The 24,620-nt window shown below is 38.9% G+C and carries 26 protein-coding genes; 22 read left to right on the top strand and 4 right to left on the bottom strand.

Features of this window, described 5'->3' with window-relative positions; genetic code table 11:
* The first annotated feature begins 13 nt into the window (after positions 1-13).
* Positions 14-460, top strand: coding sequence for a hypothetical protein (locus tag AX660_RS05490; RefSeq protein ID WP_235594658.1), 447 nt, complete (start codon positions 14-16; stop codon positions 458-460).
* Between the two features lie 59 nt (positions 461-519).
* Here AX660_RS05490 and gyrB read toward each other — a convergent pair whose 3' ends face one another.
* Genes gyrB through dnaA form a run of 4 tightly spaced genes read right to left on the bottom strand, consistent with a single transcriptional unit; the run spans position 520 to position 6,567 of the window.
* Positions 520-2,943: a DNA topoisomerase (ATP-hydrolyzing) subunit B gene (gyrB, locus tag AX660_RS05495; protein ID WP_068373659.1), complete on the bottom strand. Its 2,424-nt coding sequence runs from the start codon at positions 2,941-2,943 to the stop codon at positions 520-522.
* Between the two features lie 4 nt (positions 2,944-2,947).
* A complete protein-coding gene (recF, locus tag AX660_RS05500; RefSeq protein ID WP_068373662.1) occupies positions 2,948-4,036 on the bottom strand; it encodes a DNA replication/repair protein RecF in 1,089 nt (362 codons plus the stop codon).
* 23 nt (positions 4,037-4,059) lie between these two features.
* Positions 4,060-5,163, bottom strand: coding sequence for a DNA polymerase III subunit beta (dnaN, locus tag AX660_RS05505; protein ID WP_068373665.1), 1,104 nt, complete (start codon positions 5,161-5,163; stop codon positions 4,060-4,062).
* An 18-nt stretch (positions 5,164-5,181) separates the two neighbouring features.
* Positions 5,182-6,567, bottom strand: coding sequence for a chromosomal replication initiator protein DnaA (gene dnaA, locus AX660_RS05510; protein ID WP_068373668.1), 1,386 nt, complete (start codon positions 6,565-6,567; stop codon positions 5,182-5,184).
* Between the two features lie 518 nt (positions 6,568-7,085).
* Between dnaA and rpmH the strand changes: the two genes are divergently transcribed.
* From rpmH to atpG, 21 genes are all read left to right on the top strand, one after another.
* Positions 7,086-7,220: a 50S ribosomal protein L34 gene (rpmH, locus tag AX660_RS05515; protein WP_007615483.1), complete on the top strand. Its 135-nt coding sequence runs from the start codon at positions 7,086-7,088 to the stop codon at positions 7,218-7,220.
* A 14-nt stretch (positions 7,221-7,234) separates the two neighbouring features.
* Entirely contained in the window at positions 7,235-7,588 is a 354-nt protein-coding gene (gene rnpA, locus AX660_RS22755) for a ribonuclease P protein component (protein ID WP_082768745.1), read from the top strand.
* The gene (gene yidD, locus AX660_RS05520; RefSeq protein WP_068373673.1) at positions 7,558-7,812 is read left to right on the top strand and encodes a membrane protein insertion efficiency factor YidD; all 255 of its coding nucleotides are present in this window, start codon (positions 7,558-7,560) and stop codon (positions 7,810-7,812) included. Before rnpA ends, yidD begins: the two co-directional genes overlap by 31 nt.
* Positions 7,813-7,914: 102 nt before the next feature.
* On the top strand, positions 7,915-9,555 hold the full coding sequence (gene yidC / locus AX660_RS05525; protein ID WP_068373676.1) for a membrane protein insertase YidC: 1,641 nt from the start codon (positions 7,915-7,917) through the stop codon (positions 9,553-9,555).
* A gap of 100 nt (positions 9,556-9,655) precedes the next feature.
* Complete coding sequence (locus AX660_RS05530; RefSeq protein WP_068373679.1) at positions 9,656-10,138, top strand: YajQ family cyclic di-GMP-binding protein; 483 nt, start codon at positions 9,656-9,658, stop codon at positions 10,136-10,138.
* Between the two features lie 8 nt (positions 10,139-10,146).
* Positions 10,147-11,529, top strand: a complete 1,383-nt coding sequence (mnmE, locus tag AX660_RS05535) for a tRNA uridine-5-carboxymethylaminomethyl(34) synthesis GTPase MnmE (protein WP_082768746.1) — start codon at positions 10,147-10,149, stop codon at positions 11,527-11,529.
* Positions 11,530-11,641: 112 nt separating this feature from the next.
* Entirely contained in the window at positions 11,642-12,091 is a 450-nt protein-coding gene (gene mioC, locus AX660_RS05540; RefSeq protein WP_068373683.1) for an FMN-binding protein MioC, read from the top strand.
* 13 nt (positions 12,092-12,104) lie between these two features.
* The gene (locus AX660_RS05545; protein WP_068373686.1) at positions 12,105-12,758 is read left to right on the top strand and encodes a DnaT-like ssDNA-binding domain-containing protein; all 654 of its coding nucleotides are present in this window, start codon (positions 12,105-12,107) and stop codon (positions 12,756-12,758) included.
* Between the two features lie 44 nt (positions 12,759-12,802).
* Positions 12,803-13,621 carry an ATP-binding protein gene (locus AX660_RS05550; RefSeq protein ID WP_068373689.1) on the top strand — a complete coding sequence of 273 codons (819 nt, stop codon included), beginning with the start codon at positions 12,803-12,805 and terminating at the stop codon, positions 13,619-13,621.
* Positions 13,622-13,774: 153 nt separating this feature from the next.
* Entirely contained in the window at positions 13,775-14,485 is a 711-nt protein-coding gene (locus AX660_RS05555) for a DUF4097 family beta strand repeat-containing protein (protein WP_235594659.1), read from the top strand.
* A 458-nt stretch (positions 14,486-14,943) separates the two neighbouring features.
* Positions 14,944-16,857 (top strand): tRNA uridine-5-carboxymethylaminomethyl(34) synthesis enzyme MnmG, encoded by a 1,914-nt coding sequence (mnmG, locus tag AX660_RS05560; protein WP_068373694.1) that lies wholly within the window; start codon positions 14,944-14,946, stop codon positions 16,855-16,857.
* Positions 16,857-17,495, top strand: coding sequence for a 16S rRNA (guanine(527)-N(7))-methyltransferase RsmG (gene rsmG, locus AX660_RS05565; RefSeq protein ID WP_068373697.1), 639 nt, complete (start codon positions 16,857-16,859; stop codon positions 17,493-17,495). The genes mnmG and rsmG overlap by 1 nt, the downstream gene beginning before the upstream one ends.
* A gap of 74 nt (positions 17,496-17,569) precedes the next feature.
* Positions 17,570-18,358, top strand: a complete 789-nt coding sequence (locus AX660_RS05570; protein WP_068373700.1) for a ParA family protein — start codon at positions 17,570-17,572, stop codon at positions 18,356-18,358.
* 41 nt (positions 18,359-18,399) lie between these two features.
* A complete protein-coding gene (locus tag AX660_RS05575) occupies positions 18,400-19,269 on the top strand; it encodes a ParB/RepB/Spo0J family partition protein (protein WP_068373704.1) in 870 nt (289 codons plus the stop codon).
* A 155-nt stretch (positions 19,270-19,424) separates the two neighbouring features.
* Entirely contained in the window at positions 19,425-19,820 is a 396-nt protein-coding gene (locus AX660_RS05580) for an ATP synthase subunit I (protein WP_068373707.1), read from the top strand.
* A 60-nt stretch (positions 19,821-19,880) separates the two neighbouring features.
* Positions 19,881-20,681 (top strand): F0F1 ATP synthase subunit A, encoded by an 801-nt coding sequence (gene atpB / locus AX660_RS05585; protein ID WP_068373710.1) that lies wholly within the window; start codon positions 19,881-19,883, stop codon positions 20,679-20,681.
* Between the two features lie 123 nt (positions 20,682-20,804).
* The gene (gene atpE / locus AX660_RS05590; RefSeq protein WP_008842484.1) at positions 20,805-21,053 is read left to right on the top strand and encodes a F0F1 ATP synthase subunit C; all 249 of its coding nucleotides are present in this window, start codon (positions 20,805-20,807) and stop codon (positions 21,051-21,053) included.
* Between the two features lie 39 nt (positions 21,054-21,092).
* Positions 21,093-21,563, top strand: a complete 471-nt coding sequence (gene atpF / locus AX660_RS05595) for a F0F1 ATP synthase subunit B (RefSeq protein ID WP_068373713.1) — start codon at positions 21,093-21,095, stop codon at positions 21,561-21,563.
* Between the two features lie 13 nt (positions 21,564-21,576).
* Positions 21,577-22,110: a F0F1 ATP synthase subunit delta gene (atpH, locus tag AX660_RS05600; protein ID WP_068373716.1), complete on the top strand. Its 534-nt coding sequence runs from the start codon at positions 21,577-21,579 to the stop codon at positions 22,108-22,110.
* A gap of 12 nt (positions 22,111-22,122) precedes the next feature.
* Positions 22,123-23,664, top strand: coding sequence for a F0F1 ATP synthase subunit alpha (gene atpA, locus AX660_RS05605; RefSeq protein ID WP_068373719.1), 1,542 nt, complete (start codon positions 22,123-22,125; stop codon positions 23,662-23,664).
* Positions 23,665-23,725: 61 nt separating this feature from the next.
* Positions 23,726-24,586, top strand: a complete 861-nt coding sequence (gene atpG / locus AX660_RS05610) for a F0F1 ATP synthase subunit gamma (protein WP_068373722.1) — start codon at positions 23,726-23,728, stop codon at positions 24,584-24,586.
* Positions 24,587-24,620 lie beyond the last annotated feature (34 nt).

A 24,620-nucleotide genomic window follows, 5' to 3' on the forward strand; every position in this document is an offset into this window, starting at 1 on the left:
AAGCAGGTGTTGTATGGATATTAAACGTTTAGTTACTACGATTTTAATTAGTTTCGCAGTTTCAGGCTGTGCCACAAATGTTATCCCGACCTTTAACACTTCTCCAGATTACAGCAAGCTGTATTTAAGAGGGGTTTTTAATTGGTGGGAAGCTGACGAAAAATATAGATTAGTGCAGATAGAAGACAATTTGTTTGTTACTCAAATTAGATTAACTGCAGATGGTCAACCATATGATTTTAAATTTGCAGATGCTAATTGGTCACCTGAATTAAATTGTGGCTACGCAGATGAATCAGATGATCAGATTGTTACCGTAAACATGTTTGTTAGAGCTAATTGTGAACGTACAAATGAACATTTTAAGTTTACACCTCAAGAAACTGGTCTTTATCAATTTAGCATTAATTTTGCCGGTTTTGGCTCACCAAAAGTACTAATAAAACTAGTAACCAATTGATTTAAAACAAAAAAGCCGCTTTATGCGGCTTTTTTTATGATCACATGAATCCTAGACTACTACACATCTAAGTTAGCAACTTTAAGTGCATTTTCTTCAATAAACGCACGTCTTGGTTCAACATGATCACCCATTAAACAGGTAAATAATTGATCTGCACCTATCGCATCTTCAATTTTTACTTGCAACATTCTTCTATTGCCAGGATCCATAGTTGTTTCCCATAATTGACTTGGGTTCATTTCACCTAGGCCTTTGTAGCGCTGAATATACTGACCGCGCTTTGACTCAGCCATTAACCAATCGAGTGCATCAACAAATGAATTAATACTCTTTGTTTTATCACCTCTTTTTACAAAAGCACCTTGCTCTACTAAGCCATTAATTGAAGTATTAAGCTCTTTGATACGCTTGTATTCAGTCGAACCCACAAACTCTTGATCAAGTGCATATTCAGTATCAATACCATGCAATCTGATTATTACCGCAATATAATAATTATTACGCTCGATATTTGGTTTAATACTAAAAGAATAAGTTGCACCATCAATTTCATCTGCAGTTAACTCATCAGTGAAAGCTTGTCCAAAAGCACTGAGTGTCGTTTCGTTTGCCAAATCTTCGATGTCCAACAAATTACTATATACAAGTTTATTAAGAATGACTTTTGGCATCACTCTACTTAAACGATTAATCATTGTAGAAGTAGTTTGATATTGTTCTACAAGTTTCTCAAGAGCAACACCTGTAATTGGAGGCGCGCTTTCATTGACGTGTATTGCAGCTTCATCTAAAGCAATAGAAGTTAAATATTTAGTTAATGAATCATCATCTTTTAAATATTGTTCTTGTTTTCCCTTTTTGGTTTTATACAAAGGAGGCTGAGCAATATAAATATAGCCACGCTCAATTAACTCAGGCATTTGTCTGTAGAAAAAAGTTAACAATAGCGTTCTGATATGCGAACCATCTACGTCAGCATCTGTCATGATGATAATTCTGTGATAACGGAGTTTATCAGGGTTATATTCATCTCTACCGATACCACAACCTAGGGCCGTAATTAGTGTCGCTACTTCTTGCGAAGATAGCATTTTGTCGAATCGAGCTTTTTCTACGTTAAGTATCTTACCTTTCAGTGGCAGGATTGCTTGATTTTTACGGTTTCTGCCTTGTTTAGCAGAGCCGCCCGCAGAGTCACCTTCCACTATGTATAGTTCAGAAAGTGCAGGATCTTTTTCTTGGCAATCCGCTAATTTACCAGGTAAACCTGCTAAATCTAACGCCCCTTTTCTTCTCGTCATATCACGAGCTTTACGCGCTGCTTCACGGGCTCTAGCCGCATCAATTATCTTGCCGACAATTATTTTACTTTCGCTGGGATTTTCTAATAAAAACTCATTTAGTTTTTCACCCATAACGGTCTCAACTGCTGGTTTTACTTCAGATGAAACGAGTTTATCTTTTGTCTGAGACGAAAATTTTGGGTCAGGTACTTTTACAGATATTACAGCGGTTAAACCTTCTCTAGCATCATCACCACTGGTCATAGTTTTAGCTTTTCTAGCTAAAGCTTCTTTTTCCATGTAGTTATTCAAGGTTCTCGTTAAAGCACCTCTAAAACCTGCTAAATGGCTTCCCCCATCACGCTGGGGTATATTGTTGGTAAAACAAAATACATTTTCTTGAAAGCTATCATTCCATTGCATAGCAACTTCAACAGATATGCCGTCATCTCTTTCTGAATTAAAATGAAATACTTTCTGATGTACAGGAGTTTTATTTTGGTTAAGAAACTCTACGAAAGCTTTAATTCCACCTTCATACTCATATTTATCTTTTTTACCATCTCGCTCATCGTCAAGAATAATGCAAACGCCTGAGTTCAAAAATGATAATTCTCTCAACCTTTTGGCTAAGATGTCATAGTGAAACTCAATATTGCTCGTAAAAGTAGCTTCACTTGGCCAAAAGCGAACACTTGTACCAGTAGATTGTGACTCACCAATCGCTACTAGCGGTTGCTGTGGAACACCATGTTGATACTCTTGCTCATATAATTTTCCAGCTCTGCGTATTTGTAGTAGTAGTCTACTGGATAGCGCATTAACAACCGAAACACCTACACCATGAAGTCCACCAGAAACTTTATAAGAATTGTCATCGAATTTTCCACCGGCATGTAAAACAGTCATGATTACTTCAGCAGCTGAAACACCCTCTTCCTCATGTAACTCTGTTGGTATACCGCGTCCATCATCTCGCACCGAAACCGAGCCATCAGTGTGAATTTTTACATTTATATTTTTACAATGCCCCGCTAGAGCTTCATCGATTGAGTTGTCTACAACCTCAAATACCATATGATGCAATCCGGTGCCATCATCTGTATCACCAATGTACATTCCAGGTCTTTTTCTAACTGCATCAAGGCCTTTTAATACTTTTATACTTGACGAGTCATAAACATTTTCTTGTGCCATTTGATTAAATCTCCTCTCTCACTTGGCCATGTTCCACGTGAAACAATTTCTTATGTTGATAGTTGGATATGTAATTCAATTGTTTTCTATCAATAGCTGTCACAAACAACTGAGAGCCTGTATTCAATAAACTATTAATGAATAATTCTTGTTTGGAGCTATCCAACTCCGCACCGATATCATCCAACAAAAACACAACTGATTTTTGTAACTTTGACTTTAAATACTGTGCTTGAGCAATTTGTAAGGCTGCAACCAACATTCTAACTTGGCCTCGAGATAAGATTTCATGCGCTAATACACCACCAATCTTAATTCTAAGATCCGCCTTATGCGGCCCTACACTTACAAATCCTCTTTTCTTATCTCGAACACAGTTTTTATCTATTGCTTCTTTTAAATTTAATTCCTTTTCCCAGCCTTTATAGTAAGAAATATCAAAACTAAACTCTGGCAAAAATACTTGCAAATTATAATGAATAAAGGCTTTAAATTCACTTAACATTAAAGATTCATGTAAGTTACGAATGTCTTCGCCCAACTCTGCCAATTGCTCGGTCCAGAAACTATCGAGCCCCTTTGCTCTACTCGATATTTTATAACTGGCATTAATCTGTAATAAACACCGACGATACATTGCAAATTTATTAGCAAACTGCTGTTCCACGTGAAACAAAAGCCAATCTAAATACTTACGTCTTAGTCGAGGAGAGCCCAAAATTAAATCTGAACTCTGTGGAGTAAATATCTGAACAGGCAGTTTACTAACCAAATCAACCGCTGATTTTGATTTTAAACCATCAATACTAACCAAACACTCATCGCTAACTGTTCGACTTAAACCAAGTTTATATATGGTGTTATCACAATCAACTTGCGCAAAAACAGTAAAACTTTGCTGTTCGTGTTGTATTACATTTTTATGTTTAGAAGTTCGAAAGGAACGAGTAAAACCTAAATAATGAATTGCTTCCAATATAGATGATTTACCACTCCCGTTCTCACCTAGAAAAATATTTAATTTAGCGTCAGGTACGATTGATAGATCATCGATATTACGGAAACCTCTTATCTGGACAAAGTCCAGTTTCATAAATCGTAGTTCACTTTGAGAAATTAAAGCCTCATCGGCATTATTACATAAAGAGCTGAGTCATCGGTTGCATTTTCGATCAATGCACTACTATTTGAATCAGCTAAGGTAATGCGAACATTCTCACAATTTAAACCATTCATCACATCAATTAAGTAAGCTACATTAAAACCAATTTCTAGGCTGTCACCGGTATAATCAACATCAACAATCTCTTCAGCTTCTTCTTGTTCGGGGTTGTTTGCGGTAATTTTTAACTCAGCATTAGACAAATTAAGTCTCACACCTCTAAATTTTTCATTCGATAAAATGGCAGCACGAGAAAACGCTTGTTTTAATACATCTTTACTTGTTTCAATTATTTTATCACCGTCCTTGGGTAAAACTCGGCGATAGTCAGGAAACCGTCCATCAACCAATTTACTCGTAAAGATAAAATCAGTTGAAAAAATTCTGATGTGATTAGAACCCACCTGTACTTTAACTCGTTTGTCACTGTCTTCTATTAAACGAGAAATTTCCAATACCCCTTTTCTTGGGATAATGACCTGTCTATTTTGTAAGGGTGAGCTAGTGTACTCCATACGACAAAGCGCCAATCTATGACCATCAGTAGCTACAGTTCGAATTGTAGTTCCTTCCGTTTCAAGTGACATGCCATTTAAGTAATAGCGCACATCCTGCTGAGCCATACAAAAGTGTGTGCTTTCGATCAAACGTTTCAGTGAGCTTTGAGAAATTTCGAATTCTAACTCGCCCTGCCAATCTTCTAAATTAGGATAGTCAGCAGCAGATAAGGTAGAAAGGCTATATTTACTCCTACCCGACCTAATAAGTGCTTTATTGGATTCAACCTCAAACTCTATAGTACTTCCATCAGCCAATCCTTTGCATATATCTACCAGCTTTTTAGCTGGCACAGTAATTTCACCTTCAGTGAAGTCACCTGTCAAAGTAACATTAGAAATCAACTCCACCTCTAAATCTGTGCCTGTTAACCAAAGTGAGTTATCACTAACTTTAATTAATATATTGGCCAAAATAGGTAAAGTATGACGACGCTCTACAGCGCCGGAAACTAATTGGAGAGGTTGTAGAAAATTTTCCCTGCTGATACTAAATTTCATCTTTTTACTCGTGAATTTTTATGAAGATAGTGTTCGAATAAGATTCTGATAGTCTTCTTTTATATCATGACTTTCTTCTCGTAGCTGCACTATTTTTCTACATGCATGCAGCACCGTAGTATGATCTCGACCACCAAAAGCATCGCCAATTTCAGGCAGACTATGGTTAGTTAATTCTTTAGATAAAGCCATCGCCATTTGTCTAGGTCTTGCAACGCTTCTGTTACGCCTTTTAGACAAAATGTCAGCCATTTTAATTTTATAGTACTCAGCAACTGTTTTTTGGATATTATCGATTGTGACAAGCTTTTCTTGTAGGGCCAACAAATCACGCAATGCTTCTCTAACAAAATCTATGGTTATAGGTCGGCCAGTAAAGTTAGCGTTAGCAATTACCCTATTTAGCGCACCTTCAAGTTCACGAACATTTGAACGCAGCCTTTTAGCAATAAAAAATGCAACTTCGTCAGGTAAAAATATCTTATTTTCTACCGCCTTACGTTTAAGAATTGCAACTCGTGTTTCTAATTCAGGAGGCTCAATCGCAATTGTTAAACCCCATCCAAAACGAGACTTAAGCCTATCTTCTACCCCAACAATTTCTTTAGGGTATCTATCTGACGTTAGAATGATCTGCTGGTTGCCCTCAAGTAAGGCATTAAATGTATGAAAAAACTCTTCTTGCGAACGCTCTTTATTAGCAAAAAATTGAATATCATCGATAAGCAAGGCATCTACTGATCTGTAATAACGTTTAAATTCTTCAATCGCATTATTTTGTAGTGCTTTTACCATATCCTGAACAAAACGTTCTGAATGCATATATACGACAGTAGCATTTTTCTTCTTATCAATAATTCCGTTACCAACAGCATGTAATAAATGGGTTTTACCTAAGCCCGTGCCACCATATATAAATAAAGGATTATAAGCACCACCAGGATTATCAGCCACCTGTTGGGCAGCAGCTCTGGCTAACTGGTTGGATTTACCTTCTACGAAATTATCAAACTTGTAAGTCAAATTAACATTACTTTTATGAATATTAGCGTGGGAAGATTGGTTATCACTTTCAGTATTATGGACATGAGCTGTTTTACTGTCGCCTCTTCCACTCATTTCATTTCTATTTATTGTACCAACCGTTGGTTTTACAAAATTAAGATCTGACTTTTTAACCTCAAAACGTAATTGTGGTGCATCGTTACCACACAGTTCAGTGAATAAAGAGGTTATCTGTGAAAAATACTTATCCCTCACCCAATCAAGTACAAATCTATTGGGCGCAAAAAGTGTCAAATGAGAATCACTTTGAACGGCTTGGAGTGGTCTTATCCACATACTAAACTGTTGGATTGGTAAATCTTGCTGCAGCCTTTCAAGGCATTGATTCCAAAGAGACATGAAAAAAACAACTCCAGCCCATTAAAATTAGAGCTAATTATAAAAATACGAAGAAAATTACTAGAAACAATAAAAACTCACACTGGTCATTTTATAAACAAACATATTTCAAATGACTAAACAATTGTGGATTATCTCGCTAATCACCTACTTAGCGCAATAAAGATCTCCAATTAAATAGTAATATCAAAAACAAGCTATATATCCTTATGTTTTATAAAGAATATTTGGCATTTAAATTGATCTTATAAATAACCTTTTTGTAGATTAAAATAACGGCAAAACTATTAAGAGTTGAGCAGATATTAAGAACTGAAAATAACTTACTGTGGATAAAATCAAGCTATTTTGATATTTTTGAACACAAATACACCAACTTCATCAATAACCCCGCTTTATTTGAAATAAAAACCTATTAGATAGATTGACAAAGCTATAAGTGATCTCTATTATTCAGCGTCATTTTTGAGCGCATCCTTGCTCAAATTGACATTAACCTTATGTAGCAGGACTAGGCCATGAAAAGAACTTTTCAACCAAGCAACTTAAAGCGTAAGCGTTCACACGGTTTTCGTGCCCGTATGGCGACTAAAAATGGCCGCAAGGTTATAGCAAATCGCCGTGCTAAAGGCCGTGCTCGTTTATCAGCTTAATTTAATTATCCAAGGTGGGTGAAAATCACTTTTCACGGGAGCTAAGATTACTTACTCCCACCCACTTTGAATATGTTTTCAGTAATGCAATTCCCTCTGTTTCACCTCAATTAACTTTATTAGCTCGTAAAAACGATAAGCTTGCTCCTCGTTTAGGTATCACTATTTCTAAAAAGCGAGTTAAACGAGCCCATGACAGGAATAGATTAAAACGTATTATTCGTGAGAGCTTCAGACTTCAGAGACAAGTCTTACCAAATGTTGATATAGTGGTGGTTGGTAAAAGCGGGCTAGACAAACTGTCTAATCAGGAACTTTTTTCATTACTGAATAAATTATGGAAAAAATTGTCACAGCGTTGCGCTTAGTCCCAATCGGGCTAATAAAAATTTACCAAAAGGTAATTTCGCCTATGCTTGGCCCTCACTGCCGTTTTCACCCCAGTTGTTCACAATATGCCGTAGAGGCTTTGCAAGAACATGGTGTAATAGTTGGTAGTAGCTTAAGTGTTAAACGCATTTTAAAATGCCACCCTTTTAATGATGGTGGTGTTGATCATGTGCCAAAAAAGAAAAAGAATAGTGATAAATGAAAAACTGCCCTTATTTAAAGGAAGTACAATTTCAAACAGAATTCGCCGTGGTTTGTTTTTAAAAAGTCACACACATCAATGAGTAGTTAATTAGAGTACTTTATGGAATCCCAACGCAGCTTTTTGTTAATTGGCCTAGCAATGGTCAGCTTTCTATTGTGGCAACAGTGGCAAATAGATTATGGCCCAAAACCAATAGAACAAACTCCCTCCTCCCTAGCACAATCAGCTTTAACTGACGGTTCAGAAGCATCTAGCGATGCACCGCAAATAATTAATCCTGAAATTAGCGGCTTTAATGCTCCAACTAACGCTAACAGCAAAATTATATCGGTTGTAACTGATACACTAATTCTCAGTATTGATACTAGAGGCGGTGACATCGTGTCCGCCAATTTAGCGGATTTTCCCTTAACTCAGGGCTCTTCAGAAACATATAGCCTGCTAAGACCTAGTGGTGAGCATCTATTTATTGCTCAAAGTGGTCTAGTAGGGCGTGACGGTATAGACAGCAAAAGTCGTGCAATCTACTCAGCTGAAAAAGAAAATTATGTGCTTGAAGGCGAAACCCTTTCGGTACCTCTCACTTACACCAACGAAGATGGCCTAACAGTAACTAAAAACTTTACTTTTACCCGCGATAGTCATCAAGTCGACGTGAGTTTTGTTATTACTAACAACAGCAGCAACGTTAAACAACTTCAGCAATTTGGTCAGTTGAAACAAAGCATGGTTGAAAACGGCGGCAGTATGTTTATGCCGACCTATCGTGGCGCAGCGTATTCCACTGAAGAAGAACGCTACGAAAAATACTCCTATGATGATATTAGCGACAAAAACCTGAATAAAACCACTAAAGCTGGCTGGGCCGCGATGATTGAACACTATTTTGTGTCAGCTTGGGTACCACCACAAGATCAAACCAATACGCTATTTAGCGCCGTTCGCCAAAATACCAATGCGCTTATTGGATTCACCGGTCAGGCGACGGTTATCCAGCCAGGTGAAACCACACAAATTAGCAGTATTTTATACTTGGGTCCCAAAGACCAAGATACCTTAGAAAAGATCGCTCGAGGCCTCGACTTAACTGTCGATTACGGTTTTTTATGGATGATTTCTAAATATCTGTTTTGGTTATTACAGATTATTCATAGCGTAGTAGGCAACTGGGGTTATGCCATCGTAATTATCACTATCATTGTTAAAGGCAGTATGTATTGGTTAACTAAAAAACAATACGAATCCATGGCCAAGATGCGCGCTTTAAAACCCAAAATGGATGCATTAAAAGAGCGATATGGCGATGATAGACAAAAAATGCAGCAAGGCATGATGGAGCTGTATAAAAAAGACAAAGTTAACCCTATGGGTGGTTGTTTGCCTTTACTGTTCCAGATGCCAATATTCCTCGCTTTATACTGGGTATTACTGGAAAGCGTAGAATTAAGACATGCTGATTTCATATTCTGGATCACTGATTTAAGTGCCAAAGACCCTTTCTTCGTATTACCCATTTTAACCGGCGTTACGATGTACTTATTGCAGAAATTGCAACCTATGACCATGACTGACCCGATGCAGCAAAAAATCATGCAATTTATGCCTGTAGCAATGAGTTTGTTCTTCTTTATTTTCCCAGCGGGCTTAGTATTGTATTGGTTAATAAGTAACATTATTACTCTTGTTCAAGCAAAATTCATTTACGCTTCAATGGAAAAACGCGGTTTACAAACCAAGTAATTATTCCAATCCTAATAGAGCCCGTTGTATATCTAGAATTAAGATATAAAACGGGCTTTTTTTTGCTTACAATGACCACTTTCAACCAAGAGGATTAGGCATGCCATCTTTTGATATAGTTTCCGAAATTGATCTCGTCGAACTGAGAAATGCTGTTGAAAATTCCAACAGAGAAATAACTACCCGTTTTGATTTTAGAGGCGTTGAAGCAAGCTTTGAACTCAAGGAAAGCATAGTCACTATGGTGGCCGACAATGACTTTCAACTTCGTCAAATGCTGGATATTTTGCGTGGCAATTGTGTAAAACGCGGCGTTGACACTGCTGCTTTTGAAGCGAAAGATGTACAACACATTGGCAAAATCTACAAACAAGCCATCGAATTTAAACAAGGTATTGAACAAGCCACCTCTAAAAAAATTATTAAACTTATCAAAGAAGCCAAAATTAAAGTGCAGGCTTCTATTCAAGGTGAACAAGTTAGAGTGACTGGCAAAAAACGCGATGATCTTCAGCAAGTAATGGCCTTAGCCAAAAGTGCAGAGCTTGATCAACCCGTGCAATTCACCAATTTCAGAGATTAAAAAAATACGTGAGCGAAATAGCTGCTTTACTCCAACAAGAAACCATAGTTGCACAAGCCACTGCCCCCGGTAGGGGTGGAGTCGGTATCATTCGTGTGTCTGGCCAACTTGCTTCTAAAGTAGCAGAGCATGTATTGGGAAAAATACCAGCTGTACGCAAAGCTGAATATTTGGACTTTAAAGATAGCCAGCAACAGCTAATCGACCAAGGTATCGCTATTTTTTTTCAGGCTCCTAACTCGTTTACTGGTGAAGATGTACTAGAACTACAAGGCCATGGCGGCCAAGTTGTACTAGACATGTTATTACAAACTGTACTCAGTATTGGCAGTATACGCATTGCCAGACCAGGCGAATTCAGTGAAAGAGCATTCCTCAATGACAAGCTTGATTTAGCGCAAGCAGAGGCCATAGCAGATCTTATAGATGCTAGTTCACAACAAGCCGCTAAAGGCGCCTTACGCTCTTTACAAGGCCAGTTCTCAGAGCAAATACATTTACTCGTAGAACAAGTTATTCACTTACGCATGTATGTTGAAGCCGCTATTGATTTTCCTGAAGAAGAAATTGATTTTCTCAGTGATGGCAAAATTCAAGATGATCTCAATGCCATCATTAGTTCGTTTGAAGTCCTACGTCAGCAAACTAAACAAGGCACACTGCTACGCGAAGGCATGCGGGTTGTTATAGCAGGTAAACCTAATGCCGGTAAATCCAGCCTGCTTAATGCCTTAGCAGGCAAAGAAGCAGCCATAGTCACCGATATTGCAGGCACCACTCGCGATGTGCTTAAAGAGCATATTCATATTGATGGCATGCCCTTGCACATTATCGATACCGCAGGTTTACGCGATAGCCCAGATAAAGTCGAAAAAATAGGTATAGAAAGGGCGTGGCAAGAAATCAAACAAGCGGACCGTGTCTTGTTTATGCTTGATAGTGCCGAAACTGCTGAAACCCATCCACAACGAATTTGGCCAGAATTTTTTGCACAATTGCCCGCAAATATGGGTTTAACTGTTATTCGTAATAAAGTTGATTTAACTAACGAAACCGTCGGCATAAACAACTCTGGTGATTATCCGGTTATTTCACTCTCAGCAAGCGAAAACCAAGGCATTACGCTGTTAACCGAACATTTAAAAACCTGTATGGGTTTTAATGCCAATAATGAAGGGCAATTTATCGCACGGCGCCGCCATTTAGATGCTATAGATCGCGCTGCCGAACATTTGTTTTTAGGTAAACAACAACTAGAAGAAAATTTAGCTGGCGAATTACTGGCTGAAGAATTACGAATCACTCAGGATCACCTCAATCAAATTACTGGTGAATTCAGCTCTGACGACTTATTAGGTAAAATATTTTCATCTTTTTGTATTGGTAAATAAATACAATTTAATAATCAAATCATCTGAGTAAACAAAACCCCTACCACTAACGTAGTGAACTTACCCTAAGCAAGGTACAATCCAGCCACAATAGTTTATTTAGATAATATTAATGGCTAAGTTTGAGATCATTGTAGGCAGTGTATTAGGTGCAAGTGAATATGTAGCAGATGCATTGGCTGAGACTTTAACTAAACATGGCCACAGTGCCAATATTCATCTGTCCCCTGACTTTGCAGAGATTAATAACAATGCTATTTGGTTGATCTGTACCTCAACCCATGGTGCAGGCGACTTACCCGACAACATTCAAACTTTTGCTCAGCAACTTTCACAACATGACTTGAGTAAGCTTAAATTTTTAGTCGTTGGTTTAGGTGACAGTAGTTATGATACGTTTTGTTACGCAGCTCAGCACATGGAAAACATTCTAACTAATGCTAAAGCCACATTACTTTATCCTGCGATACATATTGATGTATTAAATCATCCTATTCCGGAAGATGTAGCAGTTGAGTGGCTTAATAACCTGCTGCAATCTATTCAATTAAGCGACGAGTAGAATTAGGTATTTAATGAATATCAACGAAGCAGAACAACAAGCCTTATTACAGGCCTTGTCTAACGATGCTAGAACACTCTATTTACTTGGTATAAAACCTAGTGTTGATAAAACAACCGCAATATCTGAACCTTTAAACTATAAAAATTTACTTAAACTGCTAAATGGCAAAGAGCATAAATTTACCTTAGGCCGCCAAATAAACAGTCTGATAAAAGAATTACTGCATGTTGGTTTAGTCAGTTTTGAACAAGATGTAGAACTCAATCATAGTTTTAATGGTAAAACTCTAGTCCTACCATTAACCTTAACCAAAGCAGATGACTATTCAAGACTACACCTTGAATGGCAGAGTATGCAGCTTAATTGGCAACCCGATAAACGCTTGATCCAAGACTTAGCTAAACTTATGGGCATCATCGATTATCAACACACAGATTTAGAACTAGGCGACTTCATTGCCTACTGGCTGGGCCGACCAGAAAGTCATTTTACTCAGTTCCAATGGACACAAAAGTTTGTGTTTAATTTAAAACATAAACGCCTAGCACATGGTACGTCTACCGTGCATAAAGTCGGGCAACAGCTTGTGCAGGCAAAAGCAGGTATAGTTGCCGATGAAAATGCAAAAAAACTAGTAGAAAAATACAGTAAAAAAAACGTGTAAGAATAAGCAATACTTAAAGCATTCAATAAGAGAGTTATCAAACTGTGGACAATATTAAAAATAAAATTCAACAACTTGGTAGAGCCCTAGGACGTCAGTATGTTCCTGATAACTATACTGATTACAAATCATTGCGTAGCGAGTATGAAGCCTTAGCCAACCGCGATGTAAAACTAATGCAGCAAGAAAGCAAAAAACATCGCATCCAAGCCATTCAAGGGCGCTCCGATCTTAACGCTAAGTGGACCTTTGCTAATTTAATCGAAGACAACGAAGATGTAATTGAAGCTGTTAGCATCGCTCGATCGTTTATTGCAGCCCATGAAGATATCAATTGGCGCAGAAGTGGCTCACATATGATGATTTTTTATGGTGACTATGGCCGTGGAAAATCCCATACCGCAGGTGCGATTGCCCACGAATTGATAGAACAATATGAAATTTCAGTACTCTATCGCCAATTATCTAGCATCTTAGAAATGCGCTTTTTCTCTTATGATTACAATGCACAAGATAATGTGGCGCAAAAATTTCGTGAAATAAATCAGGAACTACTCGATGTTGATTTACTCATCCTCGATGAGGTATGTGTCAACGAATCCACTCTGAAAAAAAATGCACAAAGTTGGTTAGGTAACTTATTGCGTCAACGTTTAGCTAACCATAAAAATTGTATACTGATCACCAACCATAACTTAGCTGAGTTAGAACAAGCCTTAGGTAGTTACTGCTTTGAATCCATCAAAGAATATGACACTTACAAGGTTAAATTTTCTGGACCCAGTCGTCGCAAAGAAATCATCCCCAGTCAACCTGAAACCAAACCTGTTACGAGTGGATACCGCCCCAACCAGGTCAGATAAAAAATTTATATACTGCTTTAAACTTTTTATTTACGCCCTGCGACTTATAGCAATAAACACAACAGGGCTCTATATATGAAAAATTTAAGCAAAGTTATATTCTGCGTTAATGTCGTTTTACTTTACGCAGTACTGTTTTACTCCAGCAGCATAATGGCCTTAACTTACCAGGAAAGTTTTAAGGTTGAAATTGGAGGAAGCTTAGATATCCAAACTGATGTTGGCTCCATAGCTATAAGCACCCACAAACAACCTAGTATTGAACTAACTATCAAAATCGAATCTGAGGATGCGGATAAATTTACTTATCATACAGAGCTTTCTAAGGGCAATCTGTCGATAGTTGGTAAGTTGCCTTCTAATCGCCATTGGATTAAAAACCTACGAGTCCAATTCGAATTAACCGTTCCAGAAAACTACAACATTGAACTACAAACGTCCGGTGGATCACTGAGTATTGAAGATTTAACCGGTGAGGTAAATGCCAGAACATCTGGTGGCTCTATTCGTGTTGGTAATATAGTTGGTAACGTTAAACTTAAAACTTCAGGTGGTTCAATTTCTACTGCCACTATATCTGGCGACCTCAACGCCCATACTTCTGGTGGCAGCATTCAAACCACCATTAATAAACAACTAAAGGCTGATGCTAAATTCACGACTTCAGGTGGTTCAATCACTGCTAATTTAATCGATGATATAAAAATTGATATTGATGCCGCTACTAGCGGTGGCAGAGTTAAAACTGATTTTGAAATCGATGGAAAGGTTAAAAAACAATCTATCAGTGGAAAAATTAATGGCGGTGGTCCCAAACTCACCTTAAAAACCAGTGGCGGTAGCATTAAAATAAACTCAATTTAATAAACTACTGCCCAACAACTAAGGATCTACTATCTTAGGTTGTTGTGGCAGTTTGATCACAACTTGCCCACAGTTAGATCACTGTTTACTTTTTAATGTGTATATTTATATGTATAAACTATTAATAAGCAGTTTATATCCACTTAATACTAATTTCACAACTACAGTCTGTGGATAAAAGCACTAGTTACACCCAGTCTATACCCGTTTGATCAAGCTTTATTCACAGCAAAAGATCGTTAATAACTTATTGTTTTATATAAATAAAAAGTACTTACACACAGATCACAGCGATCCTAATAGTAGTAATAATAAAGAAAGATCTCTAAGATCATATATATATTAGATCTAGATCAAGTAACTAATCTGAATGATTTTTAAGCGTTTCCATAAAGCTAATTTCCATATAGAATACGCGCCCGTTTTGGGTGAGCAATTTGTCTTTTTTGAGGGTTAGTATGTTTTATCAACAACAATTTGATGTCATCGTTGTCGGTGGAGGCCACGCAGGTACTGAGGCAGCTTTAGCTTCAGCACGCATGGGTGCTAATACTTTACTGTTAACTCATAACATTGAAACCTTAGGACAAATGTCATGTAATCCAGCAATTGGTGGTATTGGTAAAGGCCACTTGGTTAAAGAAATTGATGCTTTGGGTGGTGCAATGGCACTAGCAACAGATCAAGCAGGGATCCAATTTCGTACTTTAAATTCAAGTAAAGGTCCTGCTGTACGTGCTACTAGAGCTCAGGCAGACCGTGCGTTATACCGCAAAGCAATTCGTCATATGCTTGAACGTCAAACTAACCTAACTTTATTTCAACAATCCTGTGATGATCTGATTGTTGAAAACGATCAAGTTGTTGGTGTCATAACCCAAATGGGGCTTAAATTTAAAGCAAAGTCCGTGGTTATTACCGTAGGTACCTTTTTAGGTGGCACAATTCATATAGGTTTGAATAATTACAAAGGCGGTCGTGCTGGCGATCCACCTTCGATCGCATTAGCCGATCGTTTACGTGCCTTACCCTTTCGTGTTGATCGTTTAAAAACTGGTACACCTGCTCGTTTGGATGCAAGAACTTTAGACTTTAGTGTGATGCAAGAGCAATTGGGTGATACCCCTATACCGGTATTTTCATTTTTAGGAAAAACCAGTGATCATCCACGCCAAGTACCTTGTTACATTACCCATACCAACGAACGTACTCACGAAATTATCCGTGGTGGGTTAGACCGTTCACCCATGTATACCGGGGTGATTGAAGGCATAGGTCCTCGTTATTGTCCCTCTATTGAAGATAAAATCCACCGCTTTTCGGATAAAGACTCACACCAAATTTTTGTTGAGCCGGAAGGTCTAGACAGTATTGAAATTTATCCTAATGGGATTTCAACCAGTTTGCCTTTTGATGTGCAAATGGATTTGGTTCGTTCAATCAAAGGCTTTGAAAACGCCCATATCATCCGTCCAGGTTATGCCATTGAGTACGACTTTTTTGATCCACGGGATCTGAAACAAAGTTTAGAAACTAAATTTATTGCTGGTTTGTTTTTTGCCGGACAAATTAACGGTACTACCGGATATGAAGAAGCCGGCGCTCAGGGCTTGATTGCAGGCGCTAATGCTGCGTTGATGAGTCAAGGTAAGGAATCCTTTACTTTACGTCGTGACGAAGCCTATATAGGCGTTCTAATAGATGATCTTGCGACTATGGGAACTAAAGAACCTTATCGCATGTTTACCAGCCGTGCAGAATATCGTTTGTTATTACGTGAAGACAACGCTGATATTCGTTTAACCAGCAAAGGTCGAGATATTGGTTTAGTGGACGATAATCGTTGGCAGATCTTTAACAAAAAATTGGAAGCAATAGAGCTAGAAAGTCAGAGATTGCGATCTACTTGGATCCACCCTCATCATGCTGCTGTTGAAGAGCTGAATAAAGTACTTAAAAACCCAGTGACGAAGGAAAATACACTGGAAGATTTAATTAGAAGACCAGAAATGACTTATCAGCGTCTGATGCAAATTGAATCGCTTGGCCCACAAATTGCCAATGAACAAGCGGCTGAACAAGTTGAAATTCAAATAAAATACGCGGGTTATATTGAACGCCAAAAAGATGAAATAGCTAAAACTTTACGTAATGAAGATACCATGATCCCCTTTGATTTTGATTACAGTAAAATTTCAGGTTTAAGCAATGAAGTCGTCGTAAAACTAAGTCATGCACGTCCGGAAACTATCGGTAAAGCAGGGCGTATATCTGGTGTTACACCGGCTGCAGTATCATTATTATTGGTATTTTTGAAAAAACACGGTTTGTTAGTGGGTTCAGCAAAAACTAATGCAAAAATTTCTGCCTGATGTCTGAGCTATTTACCCAATTAGAACAACAGCTTGAAACTTGCCTGCAAGGCAGTGATGTTGTTGCCAATAAAGATCAGCGCGAAAAATTAGTTAATTACGTATTGATGATGCACAAATGGAATAAGGCTTATAATCTCACTTCTGTGCGCTCTCCAGAACAAATGTTAATTAAACATATCGTTGATTCCATTGTCGTATCACCTTTACTTACTGAATCACAATATATTGATGTAGGTACGGGACCTGGGTTACCAGGCATACCACTGGCAATTATGTGTCCGGATAAACATTTTATTTTGCTGGATAGTTTGGGTAAACGAGTTCGTTTTATGAAGCAAGTCGCTTACGAGCTCAAACTTAATAACATTCTGCCAGTACAAAGCCGTGTTGAAGATTTTATTCCCGCAGTAAAAATTGATGGAGTTATCAGCCGCGCATTTGCCTCTCTAAAAGATATGTTGCACTGGTGCCAACATCTGGTAGATTCGCAAGGGGTTTTTTTGGCCTTAAAAGGTCAGTTCCCTGCAGACGAGTTAGCTGAAATGGGTGAAAAATTTAGTTTAATTGAAAGTATTAAATTAAAGGTACCTGATTTGGTTGGCGAGCGTCATATCATTAAAATTCGTAAAAACTGAAAAATCACCTTGGCTTGCTGAGTCAGATGGTATTTTGGTACAAATAACAACGCAGACACCAACGGAATATTATTTTGGGTAAAATCATCGCAATTGCTAATCAAAAGGGTGGAGTTGGTAAAACGACGACAGCCGTTAATGTTGCGGCTTCTATGGCAGCAACAAAACGTAAAGTATTGTTGATTGATTTAGATCCTCAAGGTAATGCGACTATGGGCAGTGGCGTTGATAAATATGCGGTAGAAAATACCTGTTACGAATTACTCATCGAAGAAAAACCTATCGATCAGGTAATGATTAAAGAAACAACAGGTAAATACCATTTAATTGCTGGCAATAGCGATATTACTGCGGCCGAAATTAAATTGATGGAAGTATTCGCCCGAGAAGTCAGATTACGTAATGCCTTAGCTCCAGTAAAAAATTATTACGATTATATATTCATCGATTGCCCGCCTTCTTTAAATCAACTCACCGTTAATGCCATGGCAGCAGCAGATTCGGTATTGGTGCCTATGCAATGTGAATATTATGCCCTTGAGGGTTTAACCGCCCTAATGGACACCATTAAAAAATTGGCATCTGTAGTGAATCCAGAATTAAAAATCGAAGGTGTATTGCGAACCATGTATGATCCGCGCAATCGTTTAGCTAATGATGTATCTGAGCAACTTAAACGTCATTTTGGTGAACAGGTTTATCGTACCGTAATCCCACGTAATGTGCGTTTGGCTGAAGCGCCTAGTTTTGGTACGCCCGCAATGTATTACGATAAATCCTCTACTGGAGCTAAAGCTTATTTAGCACTAGCAGGTGAAATTCTCCGTCGAGCTAAAGCTAACGTTGCCGAAAAAGCTAATTAATTCAATGCATCATTTGAATTTAAAAAATTATAGAGGAACCTATGTCGGTTAAAAAACGAGGCTTAGGCCGAGGTCTGGATGCACTTTTAGCGACAAGCCAATCTGCCAAATATCCTGAAAATGAACAGACTGAACAACAAGGCGAATTACGTAAAATACCCTTGGAATTTTTACAACCGGGCAAATATCAACCACGTAAAGATATGTCTCCTGATGCCTTAGAAGATTTAGCGGCATCCATTCGTTCACAAGGTATTATCCAACCTATCGTGGTGCGTCAGGTAGGCGAACAAAAATATGAAATCATTGCCGGTGAGCGTCGCTGGCGTGCATCGCAAATAGCGCGTTTAGATGTTATCCCTTGTTTAATCAAAGATGTACCAGATGAAGCCGCAGTTGCTATCGCCTTAATTGAGAATATTCAACGTGAAGATCTCAATGCTATGGAAGAAGCTCAAGCCCTTGATCGTTTAATGGTGGAGTTTGAATTAACCCATCAAGAAGTCGCAACGGCTGTGGGTAAATCTCGTACCACAGTGACTAATTTACTGCGCCTAAATAATCTTAACGATGACGTTAAATTGTTATTAGAGCATGGAGATATCGAAATGGGTCACGCTCGTGCCCTATTATCCTTGCAGGGTGAGCAACAAAATGAAGCTGCTCAAATAGTCTCTGGCAAAGGTCTTACCGTCAGAGACACTGAAAATTTAGTACGTCGTTTACTCGAGCCAGCTAAGCCAAAAGAGCAAACAAAACCCGACCCAGATGTGCAACGTCTAGAAACAGAATTGTCGGAAAATTTAGGTGCACCAGTCAATATTGCCCATAACGCGAAGGGTAAAGGCAAGTTAGTGATTAATTTTTCTAGTTTAGATCAGTTGGAAGGTATACTGGCGCACATTAAATAGGGATTACTTAAGTTTTCCTTAAGCTGTATAGAGTTGGAAGTTGTTTAGTATTTATTCAAACACTGTTACAAAATACCTATTAATGTTGTAAATTGCCGCCAGTAAAGTATACTTTTGGCGCTTTTTGTTTAGATTTAGTGGTTAAGAGGGATCAAATGGCAGCTAATTTGGTCCAAGAAGGGCAACAACTTGCTAGAAAAGTACTTTTTTACCAAAGTATTCTAGCTGTAATAATCGCCCTCCTGTTTACCTTAATGATTGGGGAAAATAGCGGTATATCATCATCTTATGGTGGATTGATAGCCATAGTCCCACACTTCATTTTTGCCCACTATGCCTTTAGATTTGCCGGTGCTAGACAAAATAAGCTAGTAGTGCGGAGTTTTAACAAAGGCAGTAAAATTAAATTTTTGTTAACTATCGTAATGTTTGGGTTTGCGTATCAATGGCCATCCCTGAATATCATGGCTTTGATGGTCACATACATTACGGTATTAATTGGGCAGTGGCCCATTATGATTTTAGTCAGTCGCGTCAAAAAATCAGCTTAATATCTGATTCCACAACGAGTCTGCTTTACCCGTTTTTAACTTTAAAATTTGGATGGAAAAATGGCAGCATCAGGTGGCGAACAAACCATTAGTGGTTATATTCAGCATCACTTGACCAATGCAACGGTAGGTGAGGGTTTTTGGACCTTTCACGTTGATACCTTAGCGTGGTCATTGATTTTAGGATTTGTTTTTATATTGAGCTTTCGTGCGGTGGCAAAAAAAGCCACAACGGGCGTGCCTGGTAAATGGCAAGCCTGCGTTGAGCTAATAGTAGAGTTTGTCGATAGCACAGTAAAAAGTACCTATCATGGCAAAAGTCCATTAATTGCGCCTTTAGCATTAACCATCTTCGTATGGGTATTGTTAATGAACTTTATGGATTTGATCCCCGTTGACTTTTTACCATCGTTTGCCCAGTTTATTGGTGGATTATTAGGTTACGATCCTGCACATGTTTACATGAAAGTAGTACCTACTACCGATGTTAACATGACCTTTGCACTGTCTATCGGTGTATTCATTTTGATGATTTTTTACTCAATAAAAATCAAAGGTTTTGGTGGATTTATGAAAGAGCTTTATGCTCATCCATTTAATACTCCATGGTTATATTGGTTCAACTTTATCTTAGAAGTTGTGTCTTTAGTGGCTAAACCTCTGTCTTTATCTTTACGTTTGTTCGGTAATTTGTATGCGGGCGAACTTATCTTCATCTTAATCGCCGGTACCATTGGTTTATGGCAATTGCCTTTACACTTCTTGTGGGCTGCCTTCCATTTATTGGTTATCCCTTTACAAGCCTTTATTTTCATGATGTTAACCATCGTGTACTTAAGCTTGGCAAGTGAAGAACATTAATTTTTTAGTATTACGTTAACGGCTTTAGTCGACGTTGTTCGGCAGTGGACAGGATGTTCACAGTAATAATTTTTTTATGTGTTATTTTTTTAAACTTTAACTTCAACTCAAAGGTGAAAATCTATGGAAATCTTAGGTAATTTGTACATTGCAGTAGGCATTTTGATTGGTCTATGTGCACTTGGACCCGCAATCGGTTTTGGTATTCTAGGTGGTAAATTCTTAGAATCTGCTGCTCGTCAGCCAGAGCTTGCTCCAACACTTCAAGTAAAAATGTTTATCGTAGCGGGTCTTATCGACGCTATCGCGATGATCGGTGTGGCTATTGCCCTTTTCCTATTATTCGTTGAAAGCGCTAAGTTTGCTGTTTAAGCACCTGACTACCCATTAACGAATAGAGGAGGAGCGGTTTTGAATATCAATGCCACTCTACTAGGCGAATTAATAGCATTTATATTCTTCGTGTGGTTCTGCATGAAGTTTGTATGGCCCCCAATTATGGGCGCTATTGAAGAACGCCAGCAAAAAATAGCGGATGGTTTAGCTGCATCAGAACGAGGTGAACAAGATCTCGAACTAGCACAGCAAAAAGCTACCGATCAGTTAAAAGAAGCGAAAACACAAGCCGCCGAAATTATTGAGCAGGCCAAAAAGCGTGGGTCACAAATTGTTGACGAAGAAACGCAACGTGGTCATTCCGAACGCGAAAAAATTATCGCCCAGGGATACTCTGAAGTCGAAGCAGAACGCAATCGTGCTAAGGAAGAACTGCGTAAGCAAGTTGCTACTTTGGCCATTGCCGGTGCAGAAAAGATCTTAGAGCGTGAAATTAATGCAGCAGCGCAAAGTGACATAGTTGAAAAACTTGTCGCTGAACTATAGGGGTATATGAGCTATGTCTGAACTGACTACTATCGCTCGCCCTTATGCCCAAGCTGCGTTTGATTACGCAGTCGAGCACAACGCTATTGGCCATTGGCAAGAAATGCTGATGTTTGCCGCCCAAGTTGCTAGCAACGAAAGCATCAAAGGTCTTTTGACCGGTGCTGTTGCAGCGCAGAAGCTGGCAGAAATTTTTAATGGCGTATGTGGCGAACAACTCGACCAACAGGGTCAGAACTTAATTCAAATTCTGGCAGAGAACAAACGTCTAAATGCCTTGCCTGATATTTATTTGATGTTTTCTCAGCTTAAAGCTGAGCACGATAAAGAAATTGATGTTGATGTAACGTCAGCAACCAAACTTTTGAAAAAACAGCAAACATCTATTGGTGATGCGTTAGAAAAACGTTTGTCACGAAAAGTTAAGCTGAATTGTAGCGTGGATCCTAGCCTGATTGCCGGCGTTGTTATTAAAGCCGGTGATACAGTGATTGATGGTTCACTACGAAGTAAATTAAACCGTCTCGCAGACGCGTTACAAGCATAGCGGGGAAAGAGCATGCAACTGAATTCCACTGAAATTGCAGAACTAATCAAACAACGAATTGATCAGTTTCAAGTAGTAAGTGAAGCTCGTAATGAAGGTACTATTGTTGGTGTAACTGACGGTATTATCCGTATTCATGGCCTTGCAGATGTTATGCAAGGGGAAATGATCGAGCTTCCTGGTAATCGTTACGCTATCGCATTGAACCTTGAAAGAGATTCTGTAGGTGCGGTAGTAATGGGTCCTTATCAGGACTTACAAGAAGGGACTAAAGTTAAATCTTCTGGTCGTATTCTTGAAGTTCCAGTAGGCCGCAAATTATTAGGCCGAGTGGTTAACACCCTAGGCGCACCAATCGATGGTAAAGGCACAATTGAAGCAGATGGCTATGAGCCAGTTGAAAAAATTGCACCTGGCGTAATTGAACGTCAATCAGTCGACCAACCAATTCAAACCGGTTATAAATCGGTTGATTCTATGATCCCGGTAGGTCGTGGTCAGCGTGAATTGGTTATCGGTGACCGTCAAACCGGTAAAACTGCTTTGGCGATAGATGCCATCATCAATCAAAAAGATTCTGGTGTTAAATGTATTTATGTAGCAATCGGCCAAAAAGCCTCAACTATTGCTAACGTAGTACGTAAGTTAGAAGAACATGGCGCATTGGCTCATACCATTGTTGTTGCTGCTTCTGCTTCTGAGTCTGCAGCATTGCAATACTTAGCACCTTATTCTGGCTGTACCATGGGTGAATACTTCCGTGATCGCGGTGAAGATGCACTAATCGTATATGATGATTTGTCTAAGCAAGCCGTTGCTTATCGTCAAATTTCATTACTATTACGTCGTCCGCCAGGTCGTGAAGCTTATCCTGGTGACGTGTTCTATTTGCACTCTCGTTTATTAGAGCGTGCTGCCCGTGTAAATGCCCAATACGTTGAGCGTTATACCAAGGGTGAAGTAACAGGCAAAACAGGTTCATTAACTGCTTTACCTATTATCGAAACACAAGCCGGTGACGTATCAGCTTTCGTACCTACTAACGTAATATCAATTACCGATGGTCAGATTTTCTTAGAAACTGACTTATTTAACTCAGGCATACGTCCTGCAGTTAACGCGGGTATTTCGGTATCACGTGTTGGTGGTGCAGCTCAAACTAAAATCATCAAAAAACTAGGCGGCGGTATTCGTTTAGCCTTGGCTCAGTATCGTGAATTAGCGGCGTTCTCGCAGTTTGCATCTGACCTTGATGACGCTACTCGTGCCCAATTAGAGCATGGTGAGCGAGTTATGGAATTAATGAAACAGAACCAATATTCACCACTTTCTGTGGGCGATATGGGTGTTTCATTGTTCGCTGTTGAAAAAGGATATTTAAAGGACATCGAGCTAGGAAAAATTCTAGATTTCGAAGCTGCTTTACACTCTTTCATGAACAGCGAATATGCTGAGCTAATGGGAAATCTTAATAAAACTGGTAATTTCGACAAAGAAATTGAAGCCACACTAGTTGAAGCTTTAACTAAATTTAAAGCAACTCAAACGTGGTAATCAATTGTTGCTTCTGTGCCTAACACAGAAGCAACGACGTTGAATAATCGGAGATAGAACTATGGCCAGCGGTAAAGAGATAAAAGGTAAGATCGGCAGTATTAAAAATACGCAGAAGATCACCAGCGCTATGGAAATGGTTGCCGCCTCAAAAATGAAAAAGGCGCAAGACCGGATGGCGTTAAGTCGTCCTTATGCTGCAAACATTCGCAGCGTAATTGGTCACCTAGCTAACGCTAACCTTGAATATCGCCATCCTTATTTGGAAGAACGCGAAGTAAAACGCGTTGGTTATATTGTCATTTCGACCGACCGTGGATTATGTGGTGGTTTAAACACCAACGAATTCAAACTGGTTGTGAAAGATGCCAAAAAATGGCGCGATCAAGGTGTGCAGGTAGATTTTGCAGCACTAGGCTCTAAGGCTTGTGGGTTTTTCAATCGTTTTGGTGGCAGTGTAGTAGCCGCTGAATCAGGGATTGGCGACGCACCCTCAGTCAAAGATATCATTGGCTTAGTGCGTATTATGTTGTCAGCATTTAACGAAGGTAAAATCGATCGCTTGTTTTTAGTGTTTAACAAATTTGTTAATACCATGACGCAAGCACCACAGATTGAACAGTTGTTGCCTTTGCCTAAATCAGATGAAAAAACATTACAACATCGCTGGGACTACATTTATGAACCCGATCCTAAACCTATTTTAGATAGGTTATTGGTCCGTTTTGTAGAGTCCCAAGTGTATCAAGGCGTAGTCGAAAACTCTGCGTCTGAGCAGGCTGCTCGTATGGTTGCTATGAAAGCAGCAACCGATAATGCGGGTGATATTATTGAAGACTTGCAATTGATATACAACAAAGCACGTCAAGCAGCAATCACACAAGAAATCAGTGAGATCGTAGCTGGCGCGGCAGCCGTCTAGTTTGTAATAAATTCAGGCAAAGGTTTAAGAATTT

It is taken from the genome of Paraglaciecola hydrolytica, from assembly GCF_001565895.1.
Classification (GTDB): Bacteria; Pseudomonadota; Gammaproteobacteria; order Enterobacterales; family Alteromonadaceae; genus Paraglaciecola; species Paraglaciecola hydrolytica.